Origin of the sequence: Nonomuraea sp. NPDC049725, from assembly GCF_040674795.1 — a bacterium.
GTDB classification, from domain to species: domain Bacteria; phylum Actinomycetota; class Actinomycetes; order Streptosporangiales; family Streptosporangiaceae; genus Nonomuraea; species Nonomuraea ceibae.
On sequence record NZ_JBFANJ010000004.1, the window covers coordinates 256,903 to 277,045 of the forward strand.

Genomic DNA, 20,143 nt, shown 5'->3' on the forward strand with positions numbered 1-20,143 from the left:
GCCCTGACGGCGTCGTTCCTTACACGGGCCTGGCCGGACAGTAGCGAAGTTGTCACTTCCCCGGGACAGCCGGGGGTTCAACCTGGCAACCTCCTGTGTTCGTACAGGTTGGGGACGGCACCCTCCGCCCGGTTGAGGAAAGGGACGACATGCTGCGATCCGCTCCGCAGAGCCGAATCCAGTACGCATGGCCGCTGCCCGGCGACGCCTTGGCCGTGCGCCACGCCCGCACCACCATCCGGGACCTGCTGACCGGGCTCGGCCTGCCCGCCGACCTCGTCGACGACGCGGTGCTGATGACCAGCGAGCTGGTCACCAACGCCCTGCTGTACGGCGACGCGCCGTACGAGCTGGCCGTGAACGCCGGGCGTAAGGAGATCGTCTGCGTGGTGGTCGACAGCGGCAGGCCGCTGCCCGCCCAGCGTCCGCCTGACCTGGACGCCGAGCGGGGGCGCGGCCTGCACATCGTGGCGGCGCTGTCCGACGGCTTCTACGGCTGCCATCCGCAGCGCTACGTCACGAGCCCCGACCGGACGGGCAAGGCCACCTGGTTCGCCCTGCCCCGCGGCTGACCGCCGCGCGCGTCAGGCCTCGCCGACGAGCAGCCGGTGCCGCACGTCCGCGTACTCCTCGTAGCTGATGCGGCCGTCGCCGTCGGCGTCGGCCTCCTGGAAGGCCGCCGCCAGGCCGTCGGCGGGACGGCTCCACAGCGCCCTGAACTCCTCGGCCGCCAGGGCGCCGTCGCCGTCGCGGTCGGCCAGCTCGAACGTGGCCCGGAACATCGGCGCGAGCACCTGCGACATCGTGCCGCTGCGCACCATCGACTCGAAGGACCGGACGTACTCGTCCAGCGAGATCTGCTCGTCGTGGTCGAGGTCCATGGCCCTGGCGTGCGACGCCCAGGTGGCCGCGTACGCCTCGACGACGGACCGGCCCTGGGGGCTGTCGGGGGCGACGCCGGCCGCGGCGCACCGGCGCTCGGCCAGCGCCACGTAGTCGTCCCTGGTCAGGGCGCCGTCGCCATCGGTGTCGAGATCCTTGAAGTTACGCTCGGCACACCTGCGGAGCACATTTCCGTCGTTCACCGCGACTCCTCTCGAAGAGTGATTGCTTCACTACTCACAGTAACCGATACTTGATCAGCTCCCCCCGAAACGCCGACGATGGGGGAGAACATGAGGCTGTTCGTTGGGATCGGAATCGTCATGGCGCTCGGCCTGGCCGGCGGCCTGACGGCCGAGGTCACCGCCCCGGCCCCGGCCCGTGCCGACCACGGCCCGCTGCGCTGGACCGACGAGTGGACCGGGGTGAAGATCAGGCCGCGGCGGCCCCGGCAGGACAGCGACGTGCGGGTGCTGGTCCGCTGCCCGTTCGAGGCCAACCGGGCCATCGTGGCGACCAAGCCGTTCAACCCGCCGGGCTCCTTCAAGTTCCGCCGCGAGCTCGGCATCGGCATCGACGACGGGCGCGGCTTCGACACCGAGACGATCGCGTTCGACGCGCTGCGCGGGCCGCGCCGGGTCACGCTGAAGTGCCTCAAGGTCACGATGTACGAGCATCCGCGCCGCCGGAAGGTCGAGGTGCTCAGCCGCTCGCACACGCACATCTTCGTGCGCAGGTTCAAGAAGGGGCGTTTCTAGCCCTTAGGGGTCATTCGTTCACCTGTCGTCTCGCCTGTGGTGTGTCGGCGTTCCTCGGTGTTTGATCACCGCATGAGAGGTTTCGCCTTCCCAGCCCCCGAACGGCCCAGGAACGACGAAAAGGCACACCGGATGACCCCCGCCTCCCGAAGACAACTCCTCTCCTACGCCGCCGGCCTCGCCGGGCTCGCCGCCCTGAGCCAGGCGCCCAGCGGCTGGACCGACTCCGCGCCCGCGCTGCCCGCCAACCCGTTCACGCTCGGCGTCGCCTCCGGCGACCCGCGCCCGGACAGCGTGGTGCTGTGGACCAGGCTGGCCCCCGAGCCGCTGGCCGACGACGGCTTCGGCGGCATGCCACGCGAGCGGGTGCCGGTCCGCTGGGAGCTCGCCGAGGACGACGGCATGCGCCGGGTGATCCGCAAGGGCACCGCCACCGCCCACCCCGACCTCGCCCACTCCGTGCACGTCGAGGTGAACGGGCTGCGGCCGGGCCGCGAATACTGGTACCGGTTCGCCGTCGGCGGCGACACCAGCGCCGTCGGCCGCACCAAGACCGCGCCCGACCCGCGCAGCGCCCCCGAGATCCGCTTCGCCTTCGCCTCCTGCCAGCAGTGGGAGGCCGGCTTCTACACCGCCTACAAGGACCTGGCGGCCCAGGACCTCGACCTGGTCGGCCACATGGGCGACTACATCTACGAGTACGGCATCGGCGCCACCGGCGGCCAGCGCAGGACGCCGCTGTCGGCCGCGCACAACGCCGCCGTGATGACGCTCTCGCAGTATCGGCTGCGCTACGCGCTCACCAACTCCGACCCCGACCTCCAGGCCGCCCGCGCGGTCGCGCCCTGGTTCTTCATGGTCGACGACCACGACGTCGAGGACAACTGGGGCGCCGACCTGTCGCCCACCCGCATGGTGCCGGAGAACTTCCTGCGCCGCCGCGCCGCCGCCTTCCGCGCCTACTTCGAGAACCAGCCGGTGCGCCCCTCGACCCTGCCCGAGGGCCCCGACATGTCGCTGCACCACCGGCTCCGCTACGGCCGGCTGGCCACCTTCCACATCCTCGACGAGCGGCAGTTCCGCAGCCCCGCCAACATCACCCAGCGCCTCGACCCGAACCGCACCATGCTCGGCCACGAGCAGGAACGCTGGCTCGCCGACGGCCTGGCCTCCTCCCGCAGCACCTGGAACCTCATCGCCAACCAGGTCCAGATGTTCCAGCTCGACCGGCTCACCGACCCCGGGCTCCAGCAGCTCAACCCCGACACCTGGGACGGCTACGCCGCCGGCCGCGACCGCCTCTGGGCCGAGATCGCCCGCCGCCGCGTCTCCAACCCGGTGGTCATCACCGGCGACGCGCACGTCAACTGCGCCGCCGAGCTCAAGGCCGACTGGGCGAACCCCGACTCCGCGACCGTCGGCGTCGAGTTCATGGGCACCTCCATCAGCTCCGGCGGCAACGGCGCCGACATGACCGCCGGAGGCCAGGAGTGGCTGGCCGCCAACCCGCACCTGAAGTTCTTCAACAGCCAGCGCGGATACGTGCGCTGCACCCTGTCCCGCGACCTCCTGCGGACGGACTTCGTGGTCGTCGACCGGGTCACCACGCCCGGCGGCGGCGCCTCGGTCCGCAGGTCGTTCGCCGTCGAGTCCGGCCGCCCGGCCCTCCAGGACGTGTGAGGCCCCGATGAGACACCTACGGATCGCCGCCGCGACCGCCCTCGCCCTCGGCGCGCTCGCCGTCCCCGCCACCGGCGCCCCGCGCCTGCCCGCCACCCCCGCCGGCCAGGTGCTGGTCGTCCAGGCCGGCCTTCAGGACTCGGTACGGCCCGCCGACGCCCGTGACACCCGGGACCTCGACACCTTCGCCCGCCGCCTGGCCGGGAAGGTCCCCGCCGCGCCCGACGCCCTGGTGCTCACCGAGGTGCTCGGCCCCGGCGCCCGCCGCCTGGCCACCAAGCTCAGCCAGGCCACCGGCTACCGCTACCGCGTCATGGCCGCCGGGGAGCGCACGGCCTTCCTGCCGGACGGCGCCGTCCGCGAGAACGCCGTCATCCTCAACACCGACACCATGCTCGCCGAACAGCCCGGCGGCTTCCACCGCGTCCAGGACGAGGACCAGGCGTACGTGGCCGCCGCCCGGCGTGACGGGACGCTGCGGGTGCCGCTGCTCGCCGCCCACCCCGGCGGCGACCCGGCCACCGCCGTGCCCCAGCTCGCCGACCGCTTCCCGCGCGCCCGAGGCCAGATCACGGTGCTCGGCGGCGACTTCCGGGCGGGCCGCTGCGCCACGCCGAGCAAGGACCAGGCGGCCGGCTGCGCGCCCCAGGCGTTCTGGTCGAGCCTGACCGGGCCCGGGGCGTACAGTGACGCGCTCTTCGACAAGGGCGACGCGCACGCGCGGCCGCTCACCGGCTACCTGTTCGCCCGCGGCGACGTGCTGGCGGCGGGCTACGACCGCGACCTGCCGGACGTGGCCGCCTGCAAGGCGGCCTTCGACGCCGGGCGGTCCGGGACCGCGCCGCCCGCGTGCCGGTCCGACTACTACGCCGACGCGCCGTTCAGCTGGGCGCTGCTCGCGGCCGGGCGGGACGTCCAGCAGGCGGTGACGCCCGCCCGCATCGCGCTCGACCACTGCGAGCTGGCCGTCCGCGTCGCCGACGTGGTGGTGCGGGCCGTCAACAACACCGGCGAGCCGGTGTCGCTGCCCGTCACCGTCGACGCCCCGGCGCCGCTCGCGGCCACCGCCCCGGCCGCGCTCGACGTGCCCGCCGGGCAGGGCGGCGGCGTCGTGGTCAAGGTCACCGCGCCCCGCGACACGCCGCCCGGCGAGCACCGGCTGACGGTCCGGGCCGGCTCCGAGACCACCGAGGTGCCCGTCACCGTCACCGAGACCTGCTCCGAGCCCGCCGTGTACGCCACCAGCTTCCACGCGGGCAACGGGCCCGAGCTGGCCGTGGACGGCGACATCGCGACGTTCTGGCACTCGGAGTATCAGCCGCTCACCCCGCTGCCGCAGTCGATCACGCTCAACCTGGGCGAGACCAGGCAGGTGAGCGCGCTGGACTACCAGCCGCGCTTCGACGGCAACCTGAACGGCACCATCCTCGACTACCACGTCTACGTCAGCGCCGACGGCAGGGAGTTCACCAAGGTCGCGAGCGGGTCGTGGGCACTGGACGCCCGGCTCAAGACGGCCGACTTCCCCGCCGTGACCGCCCGTTACGTACGGCTGGAAGGGACGCGCGGGCACAACGGCCAGTACCTGTCGGCGGCGGAGATCACGCCCCGATAGCTGCGAATAGTTCGCAATTGCTAGATTGGTGCGAGCTATGCGGCAGGGCGGACCCGTCCGCCCTGCCGCGCCGTACCACTCTGGAAGGTCCTCGCATGCGCTACTGGCTCGCCGGTCTGCTGCTCCTGGCGACGGGCTGCGCGGCGGCGCCCGCCCCGCAACCCCAAGCCGCCGGCAAGCACGTCACCATCGAGAACTGCGGCCGCACCCTCACCTTCGACAAACCGCCGAGCAAGGTCGTCACCGGCTACCACCCCGCCCTGGAGACGCTGCTCGCCCTCGGGCTCCAGGACAAGGTCGCCGCCCGCACCAACTTCACCGAGCTCGGCCCCGACGGCTTCCTGCCCGGCCAGAAGCAGCACTACGACGCCATCCCCGAGATCTCCAGCACGATCATGCTGCCGCAGAAGGAGATCATGCTGTCGCAGGGCGCCGACTTCGTCCTCGACAACAGCATGGCCAGCTTCGACGCCGCCGGCGGCTACGCCACCGTCGAGGAGCTCGACGCCGCCGGCGCGCCCGTCTACATCATGGGCGGCTGGTGCAGCCCGCAGGAACAGCTCGAGTTCACCGTCGAGGACACGCTCACCGACCTGCGCAACCTCGGCAAGATCTTCGGCGTCGAGGAGCGGGCCGAAGCCGTCGTCGCCGACCTCCAGGCCCGGCTCGACGACGTCCGCGACCGGGTCAAGGACCTGCCGCCCAAGCGCGTGCTCGCCACCGACGGCGGCGAGGGCCCGGTCAACGCCTTCGGCGGCGCCGGCATCATGAACCAGCTCATCACCCTGGCCGGCGGCGTCAACGTCCTCGCCGACGTCAAGGCCGACTACACCGAGGTCAGCGTCGAGAAGGTCGCCACCTCCGACCCCGAGGCGCTGCTCGTCCTCGACTACGCCAACCTGCGCGGCGAGAACATGCCCGCCGCCAAGGCCAAGGCCGACCTCGCGTACGGCATGACCAAGGGCAGCCCGCTCGCCGCGAAGAAGGAGTTCCTGCCCGTCCCCGCCGCCGCCGCGCACCCCGGCTACCGCAACGTCCTGGCCGTCTTCGACATCGCCCGGCACCTGCACCCCGAGGCGTTCAAGGAGTGAGCACCGAGGCGTTGACCGCCGCCCCGCCCACCGGCCGGCGGCGTACCGGATTCTCCCTGCTCGTCCTCGGCCTCGTCGCCGCCATCGTGGTGGCCACACTGCTGTCAGTCGGCATCGGCGCCGTCCCCGTCGGCGTGGCCGAATGCTGGGGAATCATCGTGAACCGGCTGATCCCCGGCGCCGTCGAGCAGACCTGGACCGCCGCCCAGGAACAGATCGTCTGGACCTACCGGCTCCCGCGCGCCCTCCTCGCCCTGCTCGTCGGCGCCGGACTCGCCGTCGTCGGCGCCGTCCTCCAGGCCGTCGTGCGCAACCCGCTCGCCGACCCGTTCCTGCTCGGCGTCTCCTCCGGCGCCTCCTTCGGCGCCGTCGTCGTGCTCATCGCCGGGCCCACCGTGCTCGGCGGCCTCTCCCTGCCGACCGCCGCCTTCCTCGGCGCGCTGCTCGCCCTCGCCCTCGTGTACGCGCTGGCCCAGCGCAGCGGACGCCTCACCCCCGCCCGGCTCGTGCTGGCCGGAGTCGCGCTCGCCTACCTGTTCCAGGCGCTCTACAGCTTCGTCCTCCAGCAGGCCCAGAGCGGACGCGCCGCCCAGCAGGTGCTCTTCTGGCTCATGGGCAGCCTCGGCGGCGCCCGCTGGGAGAACCTGCCCCTCCCCGCCGCCGTCATGATCATCGGCCTCGCCCTGCTCCTCGTGCAGCACCGCGGCCTCAACGCGCTCACCGCCGGCGAAGAGACCGCCCTCTCCCTCGGCATCCCCGTACACCTCTTCAGAGCCCAGCTCTTCGTCATCACCTCACTGCTCGTCGGCGTCATGGTCGCCGCCACCGGCGCCATCGCGTTCGTCGGCCTCATCGTGCCGCACGTCGCCCGCATGCTCGTCGGCGCCGACCACCGGCGCATGCTCCCGGTCACCGCCCTGCTCGGCGCCGTCTTCCTCCAGCTCGTCGACCTCGCCGCCCGCACCATCAGCGCACCCCAGGAACTCGCCCTCAGCATCGTCACCGCCGTGCTCGGCGTGCCGTTCTTCCTCTGGCTGCTGCGGAGGCGCGCATGAAACTCACCGTCTCCGGCGTCCGCGTCGCCCTCGACGGCCGCCCCATCGTCCAAGGCGCCGACCTCGAAGTAGGCGAACGCGAACTCGTCGGCCTCATCGGGCCCAACGGCTGCGGCAAATCCACCCTCCTGCGATCCGTCTACCGCGCCCTGCGCCCCACCGCCGGCCTCATCGCCGTCGACGGCGACGAACTCACCCGCCTCCCCTCCCGCGAAGCCGCCCGCCGCGTCGCCGTCGTCCCCCAGGAAACCCCCGACGACCTCGACTTCACCGTCTCCGAAGTCGTCCACATGGGCCGAACCCCACACAAACGCGCCCTCGACCGCACCACCCGCGACGACGACCGCATCTGCGCCGACGCCCTCGCCCGCACCGGCATGGCCCACGCCGCCGACCGGCGCTATGCCGTCCTGTCCGGCGGCGAGAAACAGCGCGTCCTCATCGCCCGCGCCCTCGCCCAGCGCAGCGGGCTGCTCCTCCTCGACGAGCCCACCTCACACCTCGACATCCGGCACCAGCTCGAAGTCCTCCACCTCGTACGCGAACTCGACGTCAGCACCCTGGCCGTGCTCCACGACCTCAACCAGGCGGCGGCGTACTGCGACCGGCTGTACGTGATGTCGGCCGGCCGTATCGTCGCCGGCGGGCCGCCGGGCGAGGTGCTCACGGCGGAGCTCATCGAGGAGGTGTTCGGGGTGCGCGCCTCACTGGTGCGCATGAACGGCTCCCTCGGCTTCGTCTTCGACCGCCTCCCCTGACGGCGCGGCCCTCACCGGGAGGCGCTTCGGGCGGGACGGCGCGGCCCTCACCGGGCCGGGAACAGCGCGGCCCTCACCGGGGGGCGCTTCGCGCCCGACGGGTTCGGGCTGTGTCCAGTGGGGGAGCCGAGCTCCCCCACACCCCCTTGGCAAGGGGCCTCCGGCCCCCTGCACCCCCGAGCGCCGCGCGACCGCCGCATGGCACACCGCCTGGGCGGAGAGCCGCTGGCACAGTGCACCGCGGCCTTTGAAGCACCGGCGGAGACGGGCGGGCGCGGTCCGGATGGATTGGCCGCCCCCAAGGCTGGCCGCCTCCCAAGGGGGCCGCCCCGAGGGCCGGTCGACCTGGAGGCCGGTACCGGCTCAGGCGGGGTCGGGGTCGGAGGCGGGGGCGGGGTCGGGGGCGGGGAGGGGGATGGATGCTAGCCGGGGCGGGTCGGCCACGATGGCGATGGCGGTGATGCGGTCGTCGGTGACCGCGAAGGAGATGATCGAGAGCGGCGTCCCGTCCTCGCGCCACGAGACGTACCCGGGGAGGCCGTTGACGAGGACCGCCCGGTGGCGGGCGACGGCGCCGGAGAACAGCCGGGCGCCGGAGGCGACGGCGGTGGCGCCGAGGGTGACGACCTCGCCGCCGGGGGTGTCGACCGTCAGCCTCACGTCCGGGTCGAGCACGCGCAGCAGCGCCTCGAAGTCGCCGTCCGTGACGGCCTCACGGAAGGCCTTGATCACCCGCCGCTGCTCGCGCCGGGCGAGCATCGGCCGTTCGGCGGCCCGTACCTTCCTGCGGGCGCGGCTGGCGATCATCTTGGTGGCGTCGGCCGACTTGCCCAGGATCTGCCCGATCTCGGCGAACGGCACCGCGAACAGGTCGTGCAGCACGAACGTCAACCGCTCGCCGGGCCCGAGCACGTCCAGGACGACGAGCAGCGCGAGCCCCACCGAGTCGGCGACCGACACGGTCTCGCCGGGCTCGTCGCCGTCGTCGACGGTGATCACGAGCTCGGACAGCCCGTCCCCGTAGGTCGCCTCGGGGCGGGTCCGGCGGGACCGCAGGACGTCCAGGCTGATCCGGCCGACCACGGTGGTGAGCCAGCCAGGCAGGTTCGCGATGGCCGTCGTGTCCTGGCGGGCCAGCCGCATCCACGCCTCCTGGACCACGTCCTCGGCGTCGGCGTGCGAGCCGAGCACGCGGTACGCGACCGCGCCCAGCCGGTCGCGCTCGGCCTCGAAGGCCGCGGCCAGCAGGTCCGTCCGGCTGGTGTCAGTCATCCTGTGGCGTTCCTCGGGTCGGCTTGCTGGTGGGTCATGGGCGGCGCTGCTGGCGGAGGGAGATCCGGTTGCCGTCCGGGTCCACCGCCTCGATGCGCACGCCGAACGGATAATCCTCCGGCTCGGGCTGGTCGAATGTCACGCCCCGCCGGCGGAACACCTCGAAATCCTTCCGCAGATCGTCCGACTCGAGGATGAGCAGGCCCGCCTCGGCGTCCGGCTGCTTCTCGACCGGCTGCCCGGCGTGCGGCCAGAGGAGGAGCTGCACCGGGCTGTCGGCCACGGCCACGGTGAGGAAGCGCCCCTCCGGCCCCGGGAAGTCGATGCGCTTCTCCAGGCCGAGCCCTTCGGTGTAGAACGTCAGCGCCCGGTCCTGGTCGGTGACGGGGATCGTCACGTACATGATGTTCGTCAGCATTCCGGTGTCCCATCTCGTCGTCGGCCCGCGTCCGCGGCCGTTGCCCGTATGACGGGGAGGGGCGCCGGAAGGTAACAAGGCGGGGGAGTGTCCGAGCGTCTCAGTTCTTGGCGGGTGACGGGTAGAGGTCTTCGGCTCCCACCAGGACGATGCCCGGATCGGAGGCGGCGCGGGCCCGGAGTTCGGTGGTGAAGCCCGTGGCGCTGTAGAGCAGGAGGCGGGCGGTCGCGGCGCCGGGCCGGTTCTGGGCGGTGAGCAGGGCGCGGATGCGGGTGAGCCGGTCAAGGTGGCCGAGGCCCATGACGTCGCCCCATTTGACCTCGCCGATGCCGAGCAGGGGTTGCCGGTCGTCCTCGTCGAGGCCGTGGGCGACGACGTCGAGTTCGTGGCTGGTGCGGGCGGAGGGGTCGTTGACGGTGCCGGATCCGACCCGGTGCGGGAAGTCGCCCAGCAGGCTCTCGGGCGCGTAGTGGCGTGTCCAGTGGCGGCACAGGTGCTCGAAGTGCGGGCCGAGCACGTTCGCGGTGAAGCGCCGTTGCGAGCGCTGCCACAGGCGGGAGGCGTCCCTGGTGTGTTCCAGGTCGGACCAGATCGGGCGCATCACGGCGTGGTGGAAGGTGATCAGAGGCTCGGCGATGCGGAAGCTCGAGCGGTTGTCCTTGAAGACGTCGGGTTCGCGGCTGACCAGGCCGCAGTCCTCCAGCACGGTGAGCGGGTGCGCGAGGTCGCCGGACTTGCGGCCCATGAACGAGGCGATGCCGCCGCGGGTGGTGTTGCCTGCCGCGATCGCGGCGAGGACGGAGTGGTAGAGCGCCGTGTCGCGCAGGTCGGGCTCGTCGGCCAGGAGGTAGCGGGCCTCGCGGAAGAGCGGGCTGGTGGGGGACAGGACGGTACGCACCACCCAGGCGTCGAAGTCGTCCGGCCCGGCGGGCGTGTCGTCCCTGGCGAACTCCCGGCGGTAGGCGGGGGTGCCGCCGACGATGGCGTTCAGCTTGAGCGCGGTGCGCGCGTCGGTCGCGCCCCAGAACTCGGCGGCGAGCTGATGGTCCAGAGGCGGGACGACGAGCTCCAGGGCGGCTCGGCCCCGCAGCGGGGCGCTGCCGCTCAGCAGCCGTCCCATGAACGACATGGCGGAGCCGCACAGCAGCAGCCTCGTGCGGCTCGCGTCGCGTTCGCCCCGTAGCGGAGCGAGGGCGTTCTGGATGATGGAGGGCAGCCGGGGATTGGCTCTGGCGAGGTAGGGGAACTCGTCGATGACGACGGGGACGACCCTGTCGCGCCCCAGCGCGAGAAGCGCGTCGACGACGTCGCCCCAGTCCTGGAAGGCCAGCGGCGCCGGAGCTCCGAGATGCTGGGAAAGTGCCGCTCCGATGCGGTGGAGTGATTCGCCGTCCGTGGCTTCCTCGGCCGCGTGGTAGAAGCCGCCGGTGGCCTGACACAGGGCTCTGAGCAGGAAGGTCTTGCCCTGACGGCGCCGTCCGGACACCACGCCGAGTGACGCCCCGGGCGAGTCGTCCGTCGCGAAGGTCGTGAGGGCGGCCCACTCGCGCTCACGGTCGAACATCTCGGCGGGCTTCGGCAGCGACACCGTGCCATCTCCTCGCAGTTATGATAAGTGCAATTATCATAACTGTACTCATGTCGAAGTCCGGGTCAGGTGGACTTCTGGCCGTCGAGGGATTCGCGGAGGATGTCGGCGTGGCCGGCGTGCTGGGCGGTTTCGGCGATGACGTGCAGGAGGACCAGGCGGACGCTGCGCACGGCGCCCGGCTGGTGCCAGGGGGCTTCGGGCAGCGGGTGGGTGGCCGACAGCGAGGGGACGGCGGCGACGATCTCCTCGGTGCGGGCGGCGACCTCCTCGTAGCGGGCCAGGATGCTCGCGAGCGTGTCGCCGGGCAGCATCCGGAAGTCGTTCTGGTGGTCGATCATCCACTGCGGGAACTCGCGGGCGGTGCCGGCGGCGATGTCGGCCCAGGTGACGCCGTCGGGCAGGTCGTAGCTCATGGCCGACGGGCCGTCGGTCGCGAAGCGCAGCCACTGCTCCTCCATGGCGGCGACGTGCTTGATCACGCCGCCGAGGCACAGGGCGCTGACCGTGGGGCGTTCGGCGAGCTGCTCGTCGGTCAGGCCGCGGACGGTGGCGGTCAGGGCGGAGCGGGCGGCGGCGAGCTCGGCGAGGAGGTCGGCGCGCTCGGCGTCAAGAGTGGGGGTCGCGGGAGTGGGCATGGTGGTGGACCGGCCTTTCGGTGGGTGGTTCTCGGTACGGGGTCAACAGTCGCAGCAGTACAGGCCAGGGTGTGGCCGCTATTTGGGGCACCATGGAGAACATGCCGAAGACTTCAGCGCGACTGCTGGCGTTGCTCTCGCTGCTGCAGGCGCGCCGCGACTGGCCGGGGGCGCTGCTGGCCGAGCGGCTGGACATCAGCCCGCGGACCGTACGGCGGGACGTCGACCGGTTGCGGGAGCTCGGCTATCCGATTCTCGCGATCAAGGGGCCGGACGGCGGTTACCGGCTCGACGCGGGGAGCGAGCTGCCGCCGTTGCTGTTCGACGACGAGCAGGCCGTGGCGCTGGCGATCGCGCTTCAGGGGGCCGCCAGGTCGGGGGCGGGGATCGAGGAGGCGGCGGCGCGGGCGCTGCACACGGTCCGGCAGGTGATGCCCGCTCGGTTGCGGCACCGGATCGACACGTTCCAGGTCACGGCCGCCGACGCGGTCCGGCCGGAGACGCGGGTGGACAGCGGGGTGCTCATGACGCTCAGCGCGGCCGTGCACGCCCGCGAGGTGCTGCGGTTCGACTACAGGAGGCGGACCGGCGAGCGCGATCCTGGGCCGGCGCGGCGCGTGGAGCCGCATCATCTCGTCACCTGGGGCGGGCGCTGGTATCTCGTCGCCTGGGATCTCGACCGGGGCGACTGGCGTACGTTCCGGGCGGACCGGATCACGCCGCGCGTCCCGGCGGCGGGGCCCCGGTTCACGCCGCGCGCGTTGCCCGGGGGTGACGCGGCGGCGTTCGTGGCGGGCAGGTTCCGGGGGGCCGGCGGGCCGGGTGACTGGCCCTGCCGGGGCGAGGTGATCCTCGGCCTGCCGGCCGCCGAGGTGTCGCGGTTCGCCGGTGAGGCGCTCGTGGAGGAGCTCGGGCCGGACCGCTGCCGGGTCGTGCTGGGTTCGTGGTCGTGGCCGGGGCTGGCGGCGGCGCTCGGCAGGTTCGACGCCGACATCGAGGTGGTGGGGCCCGCCGAGCTCAGGGACGCGTTCGCCCGGCTGGCCCGCCGCTACGCCGCCGCCGCGGCCGGCCCGGGAGCGGGCCCGGAGGTCAGTGGCCCGCCGACTCCAGCGGGGCCGAGGCGGGGGACTCGCGCAGCCGCCGGACCTTGAGGGCGCCGCCCCACCGGGAGATCGCCTCGTCGTCGGCGAACGCCATCGCCCGCATCATGTTGCCCCCGTCCGTGGCCTCGACGGCGCGGCGCAGGCGGGCGCGGAGCGGGCCGGGCAGGCGGGACGTGCCGGCCTCGACGGTGTCGCCGTAGTGCGGGGCGTAGCCGACCCCGGCGAACCCGGTGCGCCTCAGCAGCGTGGGCAGCGTGTCGGACGAGTAGAACATCAGGTGGTTCTTGGTGAAGCCGCTCCACGCCGACCCGTACGCCTTCAGGAGCAGGGAGCGGGCGTTGACGGTGAGGATGAGCAGCACCCCGCCGGGAGCGAGCAGGCTGCGGAAGCGGGTGAAGTCGTCCAGCGGGCGGGGCAGGTGGGCGAGCACCGACCAGAGGGTGATGACGTCGAAGCCGCCCTCGGCGATCTCGGGCACGTCCTCGGGCGCGCCGTAGAACGCGCGGGCCTTGGTGAGGCGTTCGTTGGCCTGGGCGACGGAGTCGGGTGAGAGGTCCACGCCGTAGGCGTCGAAGCCGCGCTGTTCGGCGAGCTCCAGGAAGAGGCCGGCGCCGCAGCCGAAGTCGAGCAGCCGCCTGCCTTCGCCCGCGTCCAGGATGGGGGAGAACGCCTGCATGGTGAGGGTGTAGCGGCGTTGCCGGTTGGCGGCGTACTTGCCGGTCAGGAACTTGCTGTAGCCGGTGGCGTACAGGTCGCCGAGGCGTTCGGGGCGGATGTTCGGGTTGCGGTAGAGGAAGCCGCAGGAGGGGCAGCGGACGACGCGGTAGCGCCACTTCTCGCCGGCGGGCCGGAAGAGCGGCTGCTGGCGTTCGTCGCCGCACATCATGCAGGCGAGGAACTCCTCGATCTCGCCCAGCGGCAGGTCGGCCTGGTAGTCCTCCAGCGGCAGGACGGGCGCCCGGCGCAGTCGCCAGCGCCACTGCGCCTCGCGGACGAGGCGTTCGCCGGGCCGGACGTAGACGCGCTGTCCCCAAGGGACGCGGTCGTAGCGGGTGCCGTACGCCAGCCGGCCGAGAACTCGCCGTGCAGAGACCATCACATACCCCTAAGCAGCCGAATGCCGCAGGTATTGCCTCGCCTCCTTCCGACTATTCCATCGCAATCCCCAAATGAACACCGAGAACGACCGCCGCGCGGGCCGGAATGGGTGGCGGATTCATGACAAGTCCGGTTCCAGCCACGCCGATCTCATGGACACCGGCAGATCGCGCCCCTTAGGAATTATTCGGTAGTTGGGCTTACCACATGCGTTGGAGGACGGTCGAATGTCTGGTTTGGGGCGATGGCGCCGAGGGGCGGTGGTGGGCGTCTCGGCGGTTCTGGCCGTGTCGGCGCTCAGCGCGCCGGGCGCGCGAGCCGAGAGTGTCCCGGCGGCCACCGCGTTAGGCGCCGCCGACGAGATCACCTTGATCACCGGTGACCGGGTGCGGGTGCGGGCGGTCGACGGCGGCCACCGGACGGTGGCGGTCACCCCGGCGCCGCGCGCGGACGGGCACGTCCCGGCGTTCCGGACGCTGGAGTCGGACGGCGAGCTGACCGTGATCCCGGACGACGTGGCGGCCCTGGTGCCGGACCGGCTGGACCCGGCGCTGTTCAACGTCACCGACCTGGCCAGGGACGGATACGGGGCGACGATCCCGCTGATCCTCACCTACCGCGACAGCGTGCCGAAGGCGGCGCTCCCGGCCGTCAAGCAGGCCCGCACGCTGGAGAGCATCGGCGGCGCCGGCGTGGAGCTGGCCGCCTCGGAGGCGGCCAGGCTCGGCGCCGAGCTGGTCAAGCTCGCCGGGGCCGGTCCCGCGGCCCGCGGGGCGGGACCGCTGGCGGCGGTGGAGAAGATCTGGCTCGACCGCAAGGTGGAGCCGTCGCTGGAGCACAGCGTGCCGCAGATCGCCGCGCCCGAGGCGTGGGCGGCGGGCTTCGACGGCACGGGCACGACCGTGGCCGTGCTCGACACCGGCGTGGACGGCCGGCACCCCGACCTGGCCGGCAAGGTCGCCGACCGGCGCGACTTCACCGGCGAGAACGCCACCGGCGACCCGCACGGCCACGGCACCCACGTGGCGAGCACGATCGCGGGCAGCGGCGCGGCCTCCGAGGGCCGGGGCAAGGGCGTGGCGCCGGGCGCGACGGTGGTCGACGGCCGGGTGCTCGACGGCGAGGGCAGTGGCCAGCTCTCGTGGATCATCGACGGCATGGAGTGGGCGGCGGGCGAGAAGCGCGCCGGCATCGTCAACATGAGCCTCGGCAGCCCGGAGCCGGGCGGCCCGCTCACCGAGGCCGTCGGCGCGCTGACGCGCCAGTACGGCACGCTGTTCGTGGTCGCGGCGGGCAACGACGGCTGTGACGGCTGCGTCGGCACGCCCGGAGACGCCCCCGAGGCGCTGACCGTCGGCGCGGTCGACCGCGAGGACAAGCTCGCCGGCTTCTCCAGCCGGGGCCCGATCGCGGCGACGCTCGCGGTCAAGCCGGACGTGACCGCGCCGGGCGTCGGCATCGTCGCGGCCCGGACCGGCGGTACCGCCCAGGACCGGCCGTACACCCCCATGTCGGGCACCTCGATGGCGACGCCGCACGTGGCAGGGGCGGCGGCGCTGTTGCGGCAGGCCCGGCCCGGCATCACCGGCGCCGAGCTGAAGGCGCTGCTGATGGGCACGGCGAAGCCGGGCCAGGACATCGCGGCCGACGCGCAGGGCAACGGCCGGATCGACGTGGCCGCGGCGATCAAGGGCACGGTCCTGGCCTCGACCGGCTCGGCCGGGTTCGGCAAGGTCAAGCCGGGCGAGACGAAGACCGCCACCGTCGCCTACCGCAACCTCGGGCAGACGCCCGTGGAGCTGGACCTGGCGGTCAGCGGCCCCTTCACCGTGGAGCCGGCCAAGCTCACCGTGCCCGCCGCCGGGACGGCGGAGGCCACGGTGACGCTGAAGGGCGACACCCCCGCCCTGCTGCGCGAGCACCTCACCGCGACCGCCGCCGGCGGCGCGACCGTGCGCACGCTGCTGGCGGCGAGCGTCGAGCCCAAGCGCGTCGAGCTGCGGGTACGCGGCATCGCCCGCGACGGGCGCGACGGGCGCGGCGGCTTCACCGTGCTCAACCTGGACGAGGGCACGCTCGCCGGGCGCGTGCTGCCCGGCGACCCGGCCCAGCCGTGCACCGAGCAGAAGTACGGCCAGGGCACCTGCCTGCTGGTGACGCCCGGCACGTACTCCGTTCTCGGCCACATCTGGACCATGCCCGCCGGCCAGGACAGCACGTCGGGCGGCAAGCCGCTGCACGAGAGCCTCGTCGGCGACCCCGAGATGGAGATCACCGAGAACACCGAGGTCGTGCTCGACGCCCGCAAGGCCGTCGAGGTCAATATCAAGACCCCTGACCACCGCACCAAGCGCAACGTCGGGGCCGCGGCCCAGCTCATGTGGTACCGCGCCGCGGACAAGGGCACGGCGCTGCGCGGCGGCACCCACATCTCGCCCGGCGGCCAGATCGAGGAGCGGCTGTTCGTGCAGCCGACGAAGAAGGTCACCAAGGGCACGTTCGCCGTGGCCACCCGGTGGCGGCTGGAGGCTCCTGCGATCACGCTGAGCGCCCCCGGCCTCGACCTGGAGCCCTTCTACTACGACCCGGTCCACTTCAGCGACTTCTCCACCGACTACCCGCGCCTCGACGGCACCGCCCTGCTGATGGCGGCCGACGCCGGCCGGGGCAGCGCCGAGGAGATCGCCCGGGCCCGCCTGCGCGGCAAGCTCGCCGTCATCCGCCGCACCCCCGGCGTGCCCGTGTCCACCCAGTCGAACGCCGCCGCCGCGGCCGGGGCCAAACTGGTCGCCATCTACAGCGACACGCCCGGCTCCGACGTCAGCTCCGGCGGCAACGGCGTCAAGCTCGCCGTCCCGACCGTCCGGCTCAGCCACGAGGAAGGGCTCAAGCTGGTCGAACGGCTCAAGCGGCTGCCCGTGCCGGTGCTGGCCAAGGGCATCGTCGCCAGCCCGTACGCCTACGACCTGTATCTGCGCGAGGTCGGCCGGGTGCCCGGCTCGCTGGACTACGTGGTGCGCGCCAAGTCGCTGGCCAGGGTGGAGACCGACTTCCGCAGCCAGCTCGCCGACGACGTGACGGTCAACGAGGCCCGCTACGTCTTCGAGCCGTGGGACACCTTCGCCATCACCACCAACCGCCCGCTGGCCAAGGCGCCGCGCACCCGCGTCGACTACGTCAGCCCGGGCGCCGACCTGCGCTGGACCACCAGCGCCGGGACGCCGGAGCGGCACTACAACAGCATGTGGCCGCACCCCGACACCCCGTACGTCACGCTGACGCTGCCCGGTTTCGCCACCTTCGAGGCGGGCCAGAAGGTCAGCCGGAGCTGGTTCCGGCATCCGCTGCTGCCCGGCACCAACCCGCGCAACCCGTTGCGCCGCGACGGCGACCGGCTGTCGATCTCGATGCAGGGCTTCGTGGACGCCGACGGCAACTTCGGCGACACGTACACGAGTGACTTCGAGCGCGGCATGAAGACCGACTTCCGGCTCTACCAGGGCGAGACGCTCGTCACGCAGACGAACTACCTGCCGACGGGCACCGTCGACCTGCCCGCCGAGCAGGCGTCCTACCGGATCGAGTACGACGTGCGCAACGAGGCGGAGTGGGCCAGGCTGTCCACCCGGACGAAGGGCGTGTGGACGTTCGGCTCGGCGCACACGGCGGACACGACCGTGATCCCGCTGCTCATGGCGAGCTTCGACGCCCCGGTCGACCTGAAGAACCGGGCCACGTCCACCAAGCTCGGCGTGCGGCTGTTCCACCAGGAAGGGGCCGAGCAGAGCGACGTCAAGGACGTGACCCTGGAGGTCTCCTACGACGACGGCGCCACCTGGAAGCCGGCCAAGCTGAAGAACAAGGGCGACAAGCGGTACGAGGCCAAGGTGGAGCGGCACCGGTCCGGGTTCGTCTCGCTGCGGCTGACCGCCGCCGACGTCCACGGCAACGGCGTCACGCAGGAGGTGATCAGGGCCTACGCGACGCGGTAGGAGCCGCCCGCCTCGGTGGGCACCGTCAGGATCCCGGACCCTGGATACCGGAGCCTGGCGGTGCCGCCGAGGTTGGAGGTCAGGCGGATCTCCGTCGGCCGGCCGCCGGCCCAGGTGACGCCGACGGTGAAGCCGCCACGCGCCCGCAGGCCGTCCACCGACCCGTCCGGCCAGGCGGACGGCAGCGCGGGCAGCACGTCGATGACGCCCGCGTGGCTCTGCAGCAACATCTCGGCCATCCCGGCGGTGGCGCCGAAGTTGCCGTCGATCTGGAACGGCGGATGCGTGTCCCACAGGTTGGCCAGCGTGCTGTCCTTGAGCTGCTCGGTCAGCATCCGCAGCGCGTGGTCGCCGTCACGCAGCCGAGCCCAGAAGCTGATCTTCCAGGCCTTGCTCCAGCCGGTGCCGCCGTCGCCGCGGGCGCCGAGCGTGACCCGGGCGGCCTCCAGGTGCGCGGGCTCGGTGAGCTGACGTCCCGGGTGCAGCGCGTACAGATGGGAGACGTGCCGGTGCTCGTCGTCCGGGTCGTCGAGGTCGGCCTTCCACTCCTGGAGCTGGCCCCACGAGCCGACGCGCACGCCCGGGTCGAGCCGGTCCAGCGCCGCCCGCAGCCGTTCGCGCAGCTCGCCGTCCGCGCCGAGCACGTCCGCCGCCTCCAGCGTGGAGGTGAACAGGTCCCACACGATCTGCTGCGGCATCGCGGCCCCGGCGGTGAAGCCGCCGTGCTCGGGCGAGTAGCTGGGGGAGACGACGAGCAGCCCGTCACGCGGGTCCGTCCGCAGGTTGGCCAGCCAGAACAGGGCCGCCTCGCGCATCGCCGGGTAGGCCCGCTCGCGCAGGAAGTCCACGTCGCCGCCGAACAGGTAGTGCTCGTACAGCTCGCGCACCAGCCAGCCGGCCGCGTCCGGCATCCAGAACGAGGTGGCCCAGTCCTGCACGCCGGTGAAGCCGAACGGGTTGGTGTTCTGGTTCACCACCCAGCCCTCGGTGCCGAACAGCTCCTTCGCGGTCCGCCTGCCGGGCTCGCGCAGCGCCTCGACGAAGGCGTGGTACGGCTCCGCGGTCTCGGCCAGGCCGGTGACCTGGGCGGGCCAGTAGTTCATCTGGAGGTTGATGTTGGTGTGGTAGTCGCAGTCCCACGGCGGCGTGTTGGACTCGTTCCAGACGCCCTGGAGGTTGGCGGGCAGCGAGCCGGGCCGCGACGAGGCGATGAGCAGGTAGCGCCCGTACTGGAAGTAGAGCGCCTGCAGCCCCCGGCACCGCCCGGCGAGCGCCTGGTCCGTGGGCACGTCGGGCAGCGGTTCGCCGAGGTCGAGCCGTACGCGGTCGAACAGCTCCCGGTGGTCGGCGACGTGCGCCCGCCGCAGTTCCTCCCACGGTGGCGCGCCGTCCACGGCCGCCGTCACCCGCGCGTGCGGGTCCGGCCCCCGGTAGTGCGGGTACGCGGGCGCGTAGTCGGTGCCGGCCGAGAACACGAACGTCGCGCCGTCGGCCCCGCTGACCGTCACGCACCCGTCCCCGTCGGTACGGGCGCCGCCGTCGGCGAGGACCTGGACCTGGCCCTCGTAACGCAGCCCGTTGCCCGGGAGCGCGCCCCGCACGACCAGCCGCCCGTCGCGTGCCGTGACCCGCTCGCAGCCGGGGTGCGCGCCGGCGAAACGCAGCGTGAAGCTCACGCGGCCCGGCCGGTCGGCGGTGATCCGCCCGGCGATCACCCCGGCCGGATGGCTGGCCAGGTACTCGCGCGTGAACGTGACCCCGGCGGCGTCCCGGTAGGTCACGGTGGCGACGGCGTCGCCGAGGTCGAGCGCGCGCCGGTAGCCGGCCGGCTCGGCGGGCGCGCCCGGCACGTCGAGCAGCAGCTCGCCGAAGGTCTGGTACGCGCCGAACCCGGTGGGCGGCGCGCCGAGCTCGGCCGCGACCTCCTCGGGCGGCAGGCTGCCGCGCTCGTCGATGTCCCGCTGGATCCTCTCGACGGCGCCGGGCCGGGGGTGCGGCCAGTTGCCCGACAGGTAGCCGTCCTCGCCGGGGCCGCCGGTCCACAGCGTCTTCTCGTTGAGCCGCAACCGCTCGGTCGCCACGGTGCCGTGGACGGTCGCGCCGAGCGCGCCGTTGCCGATGGGCAGCGCCTCGCTCTCCCAGGTCGCAGCAGGTCGGTCGAACCAGAGGATCACCGCCAAAGCCTAATCATTCTG

16 protein-coding genes are annotated in these 20,143 nt (G+C 72.8%); 9 read left to right on the plus strand and 7 right to left on the minus strand.

Features of this window, described 5'->3' with window-relative positions; genetic code table 11:
- Positions 1-149: 149 nt before the first annotated feature.
- Positions 150-572 (plus strand): ATP-binding protein, encoded by a 423-nt coding sequence (locus AB0J53_RS12375; RefSeq protein ID WP_219509803.1) that lies wholly within the window; start codon positions 150-152, stop codon positions 570-572.
- Between the two features lie 12 nt (positions 573-584).
- Here AB0J53_RS12375 and AB0J53_RS12380 read toward each other — a convergent pair whose 3' ends face one another.
- Positions 585-1,085, minus strand: coding sequence for an EF-hand domain-containing protein (locus AB0J53_RS12380; RefSeq protein ID WP_364171401.1), 501 nt, complete (start codon positions 1,083-1,085; stop codon positions 585-587).
- Between the two features lie 90 nt (positions 1,086-1,175).
- Between AB0J53_RS12380 and AB0J53_RS12385 the strand changes: the two genes are divergently transcribed.
- The 6 genes from AB0J53_RS12385 (at position 1,176) to AB0J53_RS12410 (ending at position 7,839) form a co-directional block, all read left to right on the plus strand.
- A complete protein-coding gene (locus AB0J53_RS12385) occupies positions 1,176-1,640 on the plus strand; it encodes a hypothetical protein (RefSeq protein WP_364171403.1) in 465 nt (154 codons plus the stop codon).
- 132 nt (positions 1,641-1,772) lie between these two features.
- Positions 1,773-3,320 carry an alkaline phosphatase D family protein gene (locus AB0J53_RS12390; RefSeq protein WP_357583233.1) on the plus strand — a complete coding sequence of 516 codons (1,548 nt, stop codon included), beginning with the start codon at positions 1,773-1,775 and terminating at the stop codon, positions 3,318-3,320.
- A 7-nt stretch (positions 3,321-3,327) separates the two neighbouring features.
- Positions 3,328-4,935: a discoidin domain-containing protein gene (locus AB0J53_RS12395; protein ID WP_364171405.1), complete on the plus strand. Its 1,608-nt coding sequence runs from the start codon at positions 3,328-3,330 to the stop codon at positions 4,933-4,935.
- Between the two features lie 95 nt (positions 4,936-5,030).
- Complete coding sequence (locus AB0J53_RS12400; RefSeq protein ID WP_357583237.1) at positions 5,031-6,026, plus strand: ABC transporter substrate-binding protein; 996 nt, start codon at positions 5,031-5,033, stop codon at positions 6,024-6,026.
- Positions 6,023-7,081 (plus strand): iron ABC transporter permease, encoded by a 1,059-nt coding sequence (locus AB0J53_RS12405; protein ID WP_364171408.1) that lies wholly within the window; start codon positions 6,023-6,025, stop codon positions 7,079-7,081. The genes AB0J53_RS12400 and AB0J53_RS12405 overlap by 4 nt, the downstream gene beginning before the upstream one ends.
- On the plus strand, positions 7,078-7,839 hold the full coding sequence (locus AB0J53_RS12410; protein ID WP_364171410.1) for an ABC transporter ATP-binding protein: 762 nt from the start codon (positions 7,078-7,080) through the stop codon (positions 7,837-7,839). Before AB0J53_RS12405 ends, AB0J53_RS12410 begins: the two co-directional genes overlap by 4 nt.
- A gap of 363 nt (positions 7,840-8,202) precedes the next feature.
- On the opposite strand, the gene AB0J53_RS12415 is transcribed toward AB0J53_RS12410, so the two are convergent.
- The 4 genes from AB0J53_RS12415 to AB0J53_RS12430 all read right to left on the minus strand — a co-directional run bounded on the left by AB0J53_RS12415 (position 8,203) and on the right by AB0J53_RS12430 (position 11,755).
- Positions 8,203-9,111 (minus strand): sigma-70 family RNA polymerase sigma factor, encoded by a 909-nt coding sequence (locus AB0J53_RS12415; RefSeq protein ID WP_364171412.1) that lies wholly within the window; start codon positions 9,109-9,111, stop codon positions 8,203-8,205.
- A 34-nt stretch (positions 9,112-9,145) separates the two neighbouring features.
- Positions 9,146-9,529 (minus strand): VOC family protein, encoded by a 384-nt coding sequence (locus AB0J53_RS12420; protein WP_364171414.1) that lies wholly within the window; start codon positions 9,527-9,529, stop codon positions 9,146-9,148.
- 100 nt (positions 9,530-9,629) lie between these two features.
- Positions 9,630-11,117: an ATP-binding protein gene (locus tag AB0J53_RS12425; RefSeq protein WP_364171416.1), complete on the minus strand. Its 1,488-nt coding sequence runs from the start codon at positions 11,115-11,117 to the stop codon at positions 9,630-9,632.
- 65 nt (positions 11,118-11,182) lie between these two features.
- Entirely contained in the window at positions 11,183-11,755 is a 573-nt protein-coding gene (locus tag AB0J53_RS12430) for a DinB family protein (RefSeq protein ID WP_364171418.1), read from the minus strand.
- 101 nt (positions 11,756-11,856) lie between these two features.
- On the opposite strand from AB0J53_RS12430, the gene AB0J53_RS12435 reads away from it, so the two are divergent.
- Entirely contained in the window at positions 11,857-12,906 is a 1,050-nt protein-coding gene (locus tag AB0J53_RS12435) for a YafY family protein (RefSeq protein WP_364171420.1), read from the plus strand.
- On the opposite strand, the gene AB0J53_RS12440 is transcribed toward AB0J53_RS12435, so the two are convergent.
- A complete protein-coding gene (locus AB0J53_RS12440) occupies positions 12,845-13,954 on the minus strand; it encodes a class I SAM-dependent methyltransferase (RefSeq protein ID WP_357583249.1) in 1,110 nt (369 codons plus the stop codon). The two genes, AB0J53_RS12435 and AB0J53_RS12440, sit on opposite strands and share 62 nt — an antisense overlap.
- 265 nt (positions 13,955-14,219) lie before the next feature.
- Between AB0J53_RS12440 and AB0J53_RS12445 the strand changes: the two genes are divergently transcribed.
- On the plus strand, positions 14,220-17,948 hold the full coding sequence (locus tag AB0J53_RS12445) for a S8 family serine peptidase (RefSeq protein ID WP_364171423.1): 3,729 nt from the start codon (positions 14,220-14,222) through the stop codon (positions 17,946-17,948).
- On the opposite strand, the gene AB0J53_RS12450 is transcribed toward AB0J53_RS12445, so the two are convergent.
- Positions 17,933-20,122, minus strand: a complete 2,190-nt coding sequence (locus tag AB0J53_RS12450; protein WP_364171425.1) for a glycoside hydrolase family 95 protein — start codon at positions 20,120-20,122, stop codon at positions 17,933-17,935. The genes AB0J53_RS12445 and AB0J53_RS12450 overlap by 16 nt on opposite strands.
- Positions 20,123-20,143: the final 21 nt, after the last annotated feature.

Bases quoted from the DNA above. Each gene is read 5' to 3' on its own strand.
- AB0J53_RS12415 (WP_364171412.1), bottom strand. From the start codon at position 9,111: ATGACTGACACCAGCCGGACGGACCTGCTGGCCGCGGCCTTCGAGGCC.
- AB0J53_RS12430 (WP_364171418.1), bottom strand. From the start codon at position 11,755: ATGCCCACTCCCGCGACCCCCACTCTTGACGCCGAGCGCGCCGACCTC.
- AB0J53_RS12395 (WP_364171405.1), top strand. From the start codon at position 3,328: ATGAGACACCTACGGATCGCCGCCGCGACCGCCCTCGCCCTCGGCGCG.
- AB0J53_RS12390 (WP_357583233.1), top strand. From the start codon at position 1,773: ATGACCCCCGCCTCCCGAAGACAACTCCTCTCCTACGCCGCCGGCCTC.
- AB0J53_RS12385 (WP_364171403.1), top strand. From the start codon at position 1,176: ATGAGGCTGTTCGTTGGGATCGGAATCGTCATGGCGCTCGGCCTGGCC.
- AB0J53_RS12420 (WP_364171414.1), bottom strand. From the start codon at position 9,529: ATGCTGACGAACATCATGTACGTGACGATCCCCGTCACCGACCAGGAC.
- AB0J53_RS12375 (WP_219509803.1), top strand. From the start codon at position 150: ATGCTGCGATCCGCTCCGCAGAGCCGAATCCAGTACGCATGGCCGCTG.
- AB0J53_RS12410 (WP_364171410.1), top strand. From the start codon at position 7,078: ATGAAACTCACCGTCTCCGGCGTCCGCGTCGCCCTCGACGGCCGCCCC.
- AB0J53_RS12400 (WP_357583237.1), top strand. From the start codon at position 5,031: ATGCGCTACTGGCTCGCCGGTCTGCTGCTCCTGGCGACGGGCTGCGCG.
- AB0J53_RS12440 (WP_357583249.1), bottom strand. From the start codon at position 13,954: ATGGTCTCTGCACGGCGAGTTCTCGGCCGGCTGGCGTACGGCACCCGC.
- AB0J53_RS12435 (WP_364171420.1), top strand. From the start codon at position 11,857: ATGCCGAAGACTTCAGCGCGACTGCTGGCGTTGCTCTCGCTGCTGCAG.